We start from the raw sequence: 10,418 nt of genomic DNA, 5'->3' as shown, positions 1-10,418 counted from the left end.
ATCCAGGCCCGCTATAACGGGGTGGAACAGGCTGCGGCGCGAGCGGCACAGGCGCAGGCCCGAGCATGGCGCGACCTCGGCGGCCAGGGCTCGAAGGCTCTCGAGAACATCGAGGCCAGCCGGCGCCTCGGATCGATCGGCGGCATGGGCGCTGGCTCGGCGGCAAATGAGAATGCGCGGCTTCGAGCCGACCAGGTGCAGAACTTGGCCTACCAGGCCGGCGACATCTTTTCGTCCCTCGGATCAGGCTCGAACCTCTCGACCGTCGCGTTTCAACAGGCCCCTCAAATCGCGCAGAGCTTCATGGGGCCAGGGGGCGGCTCGCTCAAAGGCGCTTTCGCGCAGGCCAGCGAGGCGGCCGCAGGACTGGCGGCACGGGTCGGTATGGTCGGCGGCGCGATCGGCGCGGCTACAGCCATCGTTGGGACCGGCATTGTCGCCCTGAGCGCGTATCGCGATCAGCAGAAAGAGCTTTCGCTGTCCCTTGCCGGTATGGGCCGGGCGAGCGGCGCCACGGTCGGCCAAATCAATTCGATCGCATCGGCCGCCGCGGGCCCGGCTGGGCTCAGCGTGTCGACGGCGCGGGACATGGCGGGGGAATTCGCCTCGACCGGTCGGATCGGCTCCGAGATGTACGCGAAGCTCCTCGGCGCCGCCAAGGATTACGCCTTCACGACCCGCCAGGAATTGCCCGACGCCTCAAAGGCGCTCGCCGAAGCGTTCGCGGAGCCGACCAAAGGCGCGGAGATCCTGAATAAGCAACTCGGCTTCCTCGACGCTGAGGCGCAGGAGACGATTCAGCGCCTCGACGCGCAGGGCAATCGGCTCGGCGCGCAACGAGCCCTGTTCGATGCGTTCGCGACCTCGGTCGAAAAGGCCGACGCGCGACTCGGGTTCTTTTCGCGGCAGTGGCAGGAGTTCAGTCGGAACACCTCGAACGAATTCGACGCCATCGGGAAATTCGTCGATCGCGGACTCGGCGGTGGCGCCTTTGAGGAACGGCTGAAAACGCTCCAGGGGCAACTGGATTTCCGCCAGCGCAATAAGGGCACGGCCGGTGGCCTGTTCGACTCCCTGCTCGGCTTTGATGAGGGCCAGATCCGAGCCGACATCGCGAAGGTCCAGGCCGAGATAGACGCCGCAGCACAGCGGAGCCGGACCTCCGATCTCGCCCAGCGCAGCCTCGCGGTCGCGAAATTGGTCCAGGGCGCCAACCCGGAAAGCGAGGCGCTGAAACGGATACAGGACTCAGCCACCAAAATCCGTACAGAGCTTGCAGCCGGTGTCATCGATCCAAACGGCGAGAGCCGGCGGACGATGGAGGGATTCGAGGCCTCCGCCCGCCGGATCGCGGAGGATCTGAAGGCCGGTGGCCAAGGAATGGCCGATAGCTTCCGTCGGGCGCAATTCGACGCCTCACAGGTCGGCCGTATCGGGCTCGGCCGGACCACGGCAGAGATCGAGAACGAATTCGCCGAACGCCAACGCAAGATGGAGGCTCAGAATCCGGAGCCATCCCGGCGCTTCGAGCAAATGCAGTCGATGGAGATCGAACGCGTCACGCGGCTGCAGACGGCACAGCGGGAGGCAACGCTGGCGGAAACCGGGCGAAGCGGGCTGATCAACCGCGTCCCGCCGAACCTCCGGCAATTTTACCTCGACGCGGCGTCGCAAACCGGAGTGCCCCTCGATCTGCTCCTAGGCGTTTCGTATGCCGAGTCCCGATTCAATTCGACGGCCGCCGCCAATAAGAATTTCCCGACCTCGCATGCGTACGGGCTGATGCAGCTTCAGCCTGGCACCGCGCGAGAGCTGGGGGTCGACCCGACCGACCCCCGGCAGAATATCCTGGGCGGCGCTCGCTACCTCCGAGATCGGCTCGACCAAGCCAACGGGGACGAGGCCTTGGCCTACGGGCTGTATCACGATGGTCCCGGCACCTCCGGTAATTCGGCAGCAGCGCGTCGAGCCTTCGCAGAGGTGCAGCGCTTCCGGAATATGCCGACCACGGGCCAGGAAATTGCGGGCGACGACACTCGGGCGCGGGCGCTCGAGAACGAGAACCGCATTGTCCAGATCAATGTCGATCTCCTTGGCCGGAATGGCCAGGCGCTGGACGCGGCGACCCGGCAGCAGCAGCTATTGAACGAGGCGATCGGCCAGGGGCGGGACATCACCCCCCAGCTTCGGAAGGAATTCGCCGATACGGCCGCCGCAATGGCTAGCGCGTCCGCCCGCCTCGCCAGCACGCGCGCTGGCCGGGATTTGGAATTCGACCGCGACCAGCTTGGACGCGATCGGTATGACCAGAGTGCCTTCAGCAAGGCCCGATCGGCCTTCGGCGACACCACGAGCCCGGAGGCGACCGCCTATATCAGCGCGGCCCGCCAGAACGCGGCCCTATCCGACACGCGCTCGACCCTCACCGATGCGGCCACCGGATTTGCGACAGCGCTGAGCCATGGCACGTCCGCCGCCTCGGCCTTCAGCGATGCTCTCACCCGGATAGGGGACAAGCTCATCGGCGGCGCAGTCGACTCCATCATCGGCAGCGCGTTCAAAAGCGGTGGTGGGTTGCTCGGCGGCCTCGGATCCCTGTTCGGCTTCTCGGATGGCGGCTTCACCGGCTACGGCGGCAAATACGAACCCGCCGGCATCGTACACCGCGGGGAGTACGTCATTGATGCCGCCACCGTGGGGCGCATGGGGCGCGGGTTCTTCGACGGCCTCCGGGGCTATGCTGATGGCGGCTATGTCGACATTGCGGACACGCGGGCGCCGCTCACGGCCATTCCAGTGGCGAACGATCAGGGCAGCCAGGGCAGCGCCCAGCATTTCTATGACTTCCGCGGATCGAACCTCACCAGGGCGGACGCTGAGCACATCGCGGCGCGCGTCGCCTCGGCGGTGACGGAGCGGAATAACACCGAACGCGACCGGACCTCGCAAGAGCGCAATGAGATGCTCCGGCGCGCGGCGTTCTGAGCAATTTCAGGTGGCGTTGGCATCAATAGGACGGCGCGCCCATTTTAAATAAAGCGCTGGCGCGCCGCGGTCGGATTTACAGGGCGGTCGGCCGGATCGACTCCGAATTACCGGCGCGTCCGAATCTCACCTTCCGAGCATTTCTCGGCGAGCCCATTTTGGGTTCCATACATGCGGTTATGCGAATTGCCGGGCCGCATCGCGCGAGCCGAATTTCGATGGCTCGCAATTCCAGGTTTCGAAAATTCGGGAATTTCCGCGCATTGACCCTTTACGCGTTACGCGTACATGAAAGGCGTGATGAGCCGTACGCTTTCCCAGGACCCAAGCGGAAATCGCGTGTCGGCAGCCTAATTGCCGGCCTCGGCAGCCTCGCGGCTATTTGGCCGACGGTCACTGTCGCGACGCGAGTCCCGGTGCGTTCTGATCTGGAAGCCCTTCGCAGCGATGGACGCCGGATCGGCGCGGATATGCGCCGGGTAATTGAACGCGAGCGCGTACGTGACGCGGCGGCCAAACAGAAATAACCCGCCCGCCCGGCGCGAGCCTCCGCCCCAGGAACAGCCACAGCCCGATTTGGTCCGCCAGGATATTTGGCAGGGCCCTTTGCCGCCGCCGGCAGCGATCGAGCATTTCGAGCGCATGGTGCCGGACGCTGGACAGCGCATTTTCGATGAGTGGCAGCGCGAGGCTGCGCACCGCCGGGATATCGAGAAAACGGGGCAGCGAGGGAATCTCTCGATAGCCCGTCTCGGACAGATCGGCGCAATTATCCTGGTGCTGGCCGTGCTCTCGGTCGGCGCTTTGGGATTCTGGCTCGGATATCCAAAGGAAGCCGCTGCGATCGTCATTTCTGTCGTTGGCAGCGTGGTCGGCGCATTCGTGTATCAGCGGAAAAAGGGTGAGTGAGAGGGGCATAGACCGGCCCGACTCTCTCCTCTCGAAAACCTCTTGTTTCCGTGGTGGGGTGATTTCTGCCCCCTATCCGGGATCCGCGCACGATCCACGCGAGCCACTCACGGTCCACCACCGTCACAACGTTCGGCAGGCTCTTGGCGCCTGTGCGGCGGCGCTCGACCACCTCGACCATGCCAAGACGGCGCGCGTTGCGAATTGCGCCCTTCGCCAATGAGCGGGACACCCCGGCACGGGCCGCAACGGCGTCGAGGCACAGGCTGCACGATCCACGATCCCGGAATTCATCCGCCACGATCCGGAGTACGGCCAATTCCCCCGTGGTGAACCGCGAGGCCAGGGCCGGCGGCATGGGCCCGGACGCGGCCAACCGGCGGCGGCGCTCGATCGCGGCGGAGCGAATTGGCGGGCGCTGAGGTGGCCTTCCCGTCCGGAAAGTTGCTTGAGAGCCAATGTTCCCATCTGGAACGTTCGCCCCGACCACCCGCCGCGCTTCGATAAGCGTCGACAGTTCCTCCGCCTCGGCCTCCGTCACGGCATTAGCAGCGAAGGCCTTCCAGAGCGCGCCATTCAATTCGGATAGGCGCTCGCGCGGCGCAGCCTCGACGGCCGCCCGCAATTGCAATGCGAACATGGGTGTCCCTTCGGATCCTAAGACCCGTCGCGGGGGACACAGCCGCACGTCGGCATAGCTCCGCCGTTGAGGAAATCGCTCGATTTCCCCTTGCGGAGAGGCGCGAATTGCGGGAGAGTTCAGACGCCAATCAGAACTAACCCGGTGCGTTCGCGCCCCGGCGTGAGACCCGCCCTCGTGGCGGGTTTTTCGTTTTCAGACCTCTGACTCGCCGCCGGAGCGGCTTGGCTATTCCTCCGGCCTCGCGCCTCCCCTGTCAAATCATCCGGCACGGCGGAACGGCCACCAGGACCGGGGCGCAACGGCCTCCGCGACGGGTGCCGGTGCCTCGACCGGCTTGGGTGCCGCCAGCGCGAGCGTGAGCCGTTCGGCTTGGGACTCCCACTTGTCCCGTGCCTGACGCAACTCGTCAGCCATTGCGCGCAACCCCTTGAGTTCGGCCTCTAAAGCGGCGTTGCGGATCCGCAATTCGACTGTCTCATGGTCCGATGCGTCGCGTCCCGCGGAATGCGTTTCAGGCTGTGCCGGGACGTCCCCCGAAATCGTCGGATTTTCCGATGATTTGGCTTTGGGCGGATAAACTCGGAATAGCTCGGCGGGGTCGATCAGGAATTCCCCGTCATCGTTCCGAGGGGCCGACATCCGGCCGGACTTGATCGCCCGGAAGATGGTCGACTTGGAAACGCCTGTCTGTTCCGCGGCCTCTCGGAGGCTCAAAGTCGCCATTGCGCATCGTCCCGTGCATTGCGTGTCGGGACGTTCCAGGCGTTGCGGTTACCAGCCGATTAACGAACGGCCTCCCGATAAGAATTTAGCCGTTTGATATGCTGGGATAGTCAGCCAATGAATTTCGCCAATTACCGATATTCTGAAATCAACGAAATTCGGAATTTCACGAATTTCAAGTAATTACTCGGCGCACCGAGGCTACTTTACAGTCTTCGCTTTTCGCGTATCGTGAAGCGCATCAGGTCAAAACCTGAGATCGGCCGAACGGGGAGGGTGGAGCCTCCGTCGTCCGGCCTGACCACACGTGCTGGAGACACGCAATGGCTAGGAAGACTTCTAACACACGCCCGATCCATGCCCAGGGTGGCCCTGTCACCCGCGCCATTGCCGCGGTTCGGCAGCCAACCGCTCCATGGTTCGTCACCCTCGAACCGGATGATCTGATCACCAGCGGCTACCACCTCGGTCGACGCCGGGACTGGGATGATCAGGGCCGGGAGGAAATTGTCTTCCTGCTTGTCGACCACGACGAGGCAGGCTGGATGTGGTCAGTCTGGCGGTGCGGTGGCGGCAAGCCTGAGAACCCGGAGGAATGGGAATTCACCCTCCGCCTGGGCGGGATCCGCTCCATGCCCGCCGATCCGCTCGACCTATCCGCAACCGTGCACTGAGGCAGGAGATCCGATGTCGTCGCTAACCCACAAGCGCGCCGAAATCAGCGCTGCCATCGCTTTGAAATTGGGACTCTGGCCCATTGCCGGCCTGACAAACGCGCAGCGCGCGGAATTGGAGACAGAAACGGACGAGGCCATAGACCGATGGTCAGAAGCGGAGCACGAAGACGGGGCCGACACTGCCCGCCCGGTGACGCCGCTACAGCGACTCCTCGTCGAATATCGCGAGCTTGAGGAACAGGAACTAGACCGACGGGAGCGGAAAACCGGTATCGGTTGACCGCAAAACATCGGATGATCCGATGATATAGCGGCCGCTCCAACCGGGGCGGCCGTTGTCATTTCCGCCCCTCGACTCAAATAAAATTTGTTGGTATTTCTATAAAATCAAATTCCAATTGAGGTGCACTCATGGCCGATCGTCTCCCGACCCGCGCCGAATTGGTGTCTCTCGAACACGACGAGCGGGAGGCGGTAATTTATTCGGCCTTGGATCAAAGGCTCGCAGATCTCGCCCGGCTGAAGCGAATTGCGCGAGCCACCCGTGGCCGAGCCAATTCGATCACGGCAATTCCGCCCCTGCGCGCCTCGATCAATCGGCTAATTGCGAGAGCGGCGGAATTCGACATCCGGGTCGAGGTGCTGCGCGCCGCGTAGGATGCCCCGCGCGTGGCCAAATTTGAGTTTCTAGCCGTGTCGCAGCCTTGGCCGCCACCAGACACCGGCCAAGGCTTCGAGCCCGTCCTGAGGCTCCGCATTAGATCCCCGCAGGGAAAGGGCTGTGCCACGCCCCTCGATCGCATACCCGGAACACGCCAGCCGCGATCGGCGGTAATTCAATACCACAGACCGCCGCGTCGTTCCACTTAACCGCCGTTTACCAATAGCTCGATCTACCCGCGCGCGCGGGAGCATGACAGACGCGCACGCGTACGCACGCGGAGTATAGACTCATACCTCCCCAGGTATGGCGCCCGTGACTTGAGGTGGTGACCTCGAACCAAACCCGTCGACGCGGGAGCAACGGAACTGCTGGGCTCACGGCAGACGCACAGGGCGCAACCGTGCAGGGCTTCCGCCCCGCACCCCGATCGGGAGGAACGGGGTCCCTCCCGAACCCACCCAAGGCGCTGGCGCGCCCGTCGGCGTCGAGTCTCCGCGAGGGATAACCTCCCTGCGAAGGAGATTTGAAATTCGAGGAAGGAAAGACTCGGAAGCGGTAGGGAAGCGGCGAACGCGAAAGGGGCTACCGGCAATCAGCATCGCGGAGTCGTCACGCCCAATTCGGATCCGGCAAATGAGCGACACCGAATTAAATCGTGGGGAATTAAATTCAGACCCGAATTGAAATTGGCCATGCAATCGCAATTGGCGGCCGAGTCCTCGTTCGGAACGTGAGTCCACTCAGAAGGATTTGCGTGCTAACTTGACTGCACCAATGCCCGTTGCGTGGAGTAGGGACGTGGCGATCGATTTGTATCAGGATGGAATCCTCATCGGCAGCGTCGTCCGATGCACAGGTGGATGCTACGTCTACACGCCCGAAGGCACCCCGCTTGGCCAAATGGCCAACCTCGATGCCGCCGCGCTGGCATTGGCGGAGCGGTTGAAGGGGCAGGCCGCAGCCTGATCACCAACAGACCAGGGGGGATCGAAAGTCCCCACCAAAGGGCCTCGTCCCCGCACGGGATCCCGAACGCAGAAAATCCTGGAGCGTTCGAAATCCTGGCCTGCCAATCGAAGGGGTGCCGGGCACCTCGAAGTCGGGGCGAGCGGCAGGGCTGGACCGCACGGTCCCTCATCGACCGGTCTTTAATTCCAGCCAACTTTTCAGAAAAATCGAAAGTGGAGATCGACCGTGGATCACTCTGAAGAAGCCCATGCCGGCACAATGGCGCTCGGCCGCGTCCTCGAGAACATCGCCGCGAAGATCCAGGCCGAGAGAGGCTTCACCGCGGAACAGGTGGCTCTGGCGATGGTCGCGACAGGGATAAACGGCCTATCGAAGGCCTGGGACGGGCAAAAAGTGGTCGATTTTCTCGCTGGAGTGACCGGCGGACTGATGACGACACATGGGATCGAGGCCTCCGGCGAGGTGATCCCCCGCGGCCGACCGAACTGAGTTTTCCCCGTTGTCCACAGGGCTACAATCGCTTGGTTGGCGGTAGCAGAGCACCACACTACATTGGGATCAGCCCCGAACGTTTCTGTGTGGGGTTGCGACCCTGATCCCGCGTTACGACGGACTCTGACGCGGTGATCACGGGGCCCGGATCGATCGCATGACGGACTCTGCGATCGCGATGGGGTGAGCCAAGGCGCCAGGGAGGCAAAGCCCCTGGGCAGCGCAAGCTCGATGACGAAGCCCCCATCGAGGACTCACCAATGCGTACCTACAACGGCCCCGCAGCGGCCGGCTTCCGCCCCATGCCTCGCGGCCTCATGAGCAGCGTCGTGGCCAACGTCGATCCGAAGAAGATCATTGCGGATCTCGTTGATGGCTTCGAGGCCTTCAAGGCGAACCACGCCGGGGAGATGAAAAACGTCCAGGCCGCTTACGACGAGCTTCAGGCCCGTATCGCGGCCATGGGGATCACCGGAGGCCATGGCGATGCGCTCGGCCCGATCGAGGCCGCATATTCAGCGCCATTCGCTCAGTGGTTTCGCCATGGGACGAACGAGGAAGAGCCCGGCTGGCCAATGCGACCGGCACGCGCGCCCGTGTCCAAGCCGCAATGCAGTCGGGCGACCCGAGCCAGGGCGGCTATCTCGCCCCAGTCGAGTGGGACCGCACCGTCAGCAGGAAGCTGACGACGGTGAGCCCCATGCGGAGGATCGCGAACGTGGTGTCGACCACGACCGGCGGCTTCAGCAAAGTCTGGGCGGGATCCGGATGGGGTTCGGGCTGGGTCGGTGAAACCGCCGTCCGCCCTCAGACGACCACGCCGCAGCTTGCGGCCGTCACGTTTAGGGCCGGCGAGCTCTACGCTCAGCCAGCATTGACGAACATTTTGCTCGACGATGCGCAGTTCGATATTCAGAATTGGCTGGCAGGCGAAGTGGCAGATACTTTCGCGCAGCAAGAAGGCATTGCTTTCTTGGCAGGCGATGGGGTGAACAAGCCGCAAGGTCTGTTGACTTATACTGACGCTATCAACCCGACGCCGCTGCATCCAGGTGGAAATCTCGTCATCGTCCCGAGCGGGGCAGCGAATAACGTGACCGGTGACGGGCTCATCGAATTCGCCTTGTCCCTCCCGGCCCCCTACCGGGTAGGCGCTCGGTGGCTCATGTCCAGTTTGACGGCTGCAAGCGTCCGCAAGCTGAAGGACGGCCAGGGCAACTATCTCTGGAATAACGATTACCGAACCGATCAGCCTGCAAGCCTTCTCGGCTTTCCGGTTGAAATCGATGAGAATATGCCATCCGTCGTAGCGGGAAATACTCCGATCGCATTCGGCGACTTCAAGCGCGGATACCTCATCAATGATCGGTATGGGATCCGAGTGCTTCGCGATCCTTACACCCAGAAAGGCTGGACGCTGTATTACACGACGAAGCGCATGGGCGGCGGCGTGTCGGACCCGAACGCGATCCGGCTGCTGAAGATCGCCACGGCCCCCGGTCCGTAATTCCGATCGGTCGGCGACGGAGCGCCCGGCGACGTCCTGACCGTAGCACCGGCTCGGCCGCATCCCGACCGGGCCGGCCGGTGCACCCTATCCCGAGAAGCGGCCCGCTGATCATCAGAGCCGCCTGACCCAGTCGCAGTGTGGTCCGTAACAGCGACAGCCCGCGGTCGGTCCCTCCTTTCAGCCGGCGCGGCGGGCATCTCATCCCGTGAGGCATTCCATGGCCGTGCCGCTCCGAAATCGCAGCGATCTCAAGGCCGCTGGCCGCAACATGGCGATTCAGGCTGTCGACGCGATCGCCGGGCACTTCGCGAAGCTCAGCCAAGCCGAGCTCGACGACCCATCCCGCATTGATGCGGTGACGGAGCGCCTCCTCGACTCTGCCGCCAGCGTCGGCCGCGAATATCTCGAGGCCGGTTTCCCGCCCGCATGGGTGCGTGGCTTCCTGTCTGCCTTCCATCGAACCGCGACGGAGCGCCTCGCTGCCTATGTGCAGGCGGTGCGCCAGGCCGCGAATGACGCCTGAGGCGCCTCATGCCGAGCATCAACACCCTTCGCACTGTCACGGTGCGGTATCAGTCCGAAGGCGCCGACAAGGTTCGCTCCGATGCGGATGCCGTCGCGGCAGCACAGACCCGCATGGGAGCCGCGGCGGAGGCGGCGAGCGTTACGACGGAGACGGCCAGCCGGCGCACGCTTAGCGCGGCGGGCTCCTTCGATCGGCTCCGAGCGAGTGTCGACGCTCAATTCCGCGCGCAACAGCAAATGGAACGGGCGCTCAACCTCGCGAACCGCGCCTTTCAGCAGGGCGCCACCGACGCGAGCACCTATGAGCGGACGCTGAGCCTG

The 10,418-nt window shown here is 63.8% G+C and carries 12 protein-coding genes; 11 read left to right on the top strand and 1 reads right to left on the bottom strand.

Annotated features, from left to right (window positions below):
• Positions 1 to 21 precede the first annotated feature (21 nt).
• Together ACFQE0_RS27485 and ACFQE0_RS27480 are read left to right on the top strand one after the other, a co-directional pair.
• Positions 22 to 2,985 (top strand): phage tail length tape measure family protein, encoded by a 2,964-nt coding sequence (locus ACFQE0_RS27485; RefSeq protein ID WP_378975818.1) that lies wholly within the window; start codon positions 22 to 24, stop codon positions 2,983 to 2,985.
• Positions 2,986 to 3,561: 576 nt separating this feature from the next.
• Positions 3,562 to 3,894 (top strand): DUF2335 domain-containing protein, encoded by a 333-nt coding sequence (locus ACFQE0_RS27480; RefSeq protein WP_378975816.1) that lies wholly within the window; start codon positions 3,562 to 3,564, stop codon positions 3,892 to 3,894.
• Positions 3,895 to 4,795: 901 nt separating this feature from the next.
• Here ACFQE0_RS27480 and ACFQE0_RS27475 read toward each other — a convergent pair.
• Positions 4,796 to 5,260: an excisionase family DNA-binding protein gene (locus ACFQE0_RS27475; RefSeq protein ID WP_378975814.1), complete on the bottom strand. Its 465-nt coding sequence runs from the start codon at positions 5,258 to 5,260 to the stop codon at positions 4,796 to 4,798.
• A gap of 323 nt (positions 5,261 to 5,583) precedes the next feature.
• Here ACFQE0_RS27475 and ACFQE0_RS27470 point away from each other — a divergent pair, with 323 nt between their 5' ends.
• The 9 genes from ACFQE0_RS27470 to ACFQE0_RS27430 all read left to right on the top strand — a co-directional run.
• Positions 5,584 to 5,934, top strand: a complete 351-nt coding sequence (locus tag ACFQE0_RS27470; RefSeq protein WP_378975812.1) for a hypothetical protein — start codon at positions 5,584 to 5,586, stop codon at positions 5,932 to 5,934.
• Between the two features lie 13 nt (positions 5,935 to 5,947).
• On the top strand, positions 5,948 to 6,217 hold the full coding sequence (locus ACFQE0_RS27465) for a hypothetical protein (protein ID WP_378975810.1): 270 nt from the start codon (positions 5,948 to 5,950) through the stop codon (positions 6,215 to 6,217).
• Between the two features lie 131 nt (positions 6,218 to 6,348).
• Entirely contained in the window at positions 6,349 to 6,594 is a 246-nt protein-coding gene (locus ACFQE0_RS27460) for a hypothetical protein (protein WP_378975808.1), read from the top strand.
• An 805-nt stretch (positions 6,595 to 7,399) separates the two neighbouring features.
• Positions 7,400 to 7,567, top strand: a complete 168-nt coding sequence (locus ACFQE0_RS27455; protein ID WP_378975806.1) for a hypothetical protein — start codon at positions 7,400 to 7,402, stop codon at positions 7,565 to 7,567.
• 261 nt (positions 7,568 to 7,828) lie between these two features.
• On the top strand, positions 7,829 to 8,059 hold the full coding sequence (locus ACFQE0_RS27450; protein ID WP_378975804.1) for a hypothetical protein: 231 nt from the start codon (positions 7,829 to 7,831) through the stop codon (positions 8,057 to 8,059).
• Between the two features lie 332 nt (positions 8,060 to 8,391).
• A complete protein-coding gene (locus ACFQE0_RS27445) occupies positions 8,392 to 8,748 on the top strand; it encodes a hypothetical protein (RefSeq protein ID WP_378975802.1) in 357 nt (118 codons plus the stop codon).
• Positions 8,673 to 9,569, top strand: coding sequence for a phage major capsid protein (locus tag ACFQE0_RS27440; RefSeq protein WP_378975800.1), 897 nt, complete (start codon positions 8,673 to 8,675; stop codon positions 9,567 to 9,569). Before ACFQE0_RS27445 ends, ACFQE0_RS27440 begins: the two co-directional genes overlap by 76 nt.
• A 220-nt stretch (positions 9,570 to 9,789) precedes the next feature.
• Positions 9,790 to 10,095: a hypothetical protein gene (locus ACFQE0_RS27435; protein WP_378975798.1), complete on the top strand. Its 306-nt coding sequence runs from the start codon at positions 9,790 to 9,792 to the stop codon at positions 10,093 to 10,095.
• Between the two features lie 8 nt (positions 10,096 to 10,103).
• Positions 10,104 to 10,418: hypothetical protein (locus tag ACFQE0_RS27430; RefSeq protein WP_378975796.1), on the top strand; the 315-nt coding region annotated here is incomplete at its 3' end.

Origin of the sequence: Methylobacterium komagatae (assembly GCF_042661665.1) — a bacterium.
In the GTDB taxonomy this organism is placed as follows: domain Bacteria; phylum Pseudomonadota; class Alphaproteobacteria; order Rhizobiales; family Beijerinckiaceae; genus Methylobacterium; species Methylobacterium komagatae.
The sequence above is the reverse complement of the archived record's forward strand: the minus strand, read 5'-3'. Positions and strand labels throughout refer to the sequence as shown.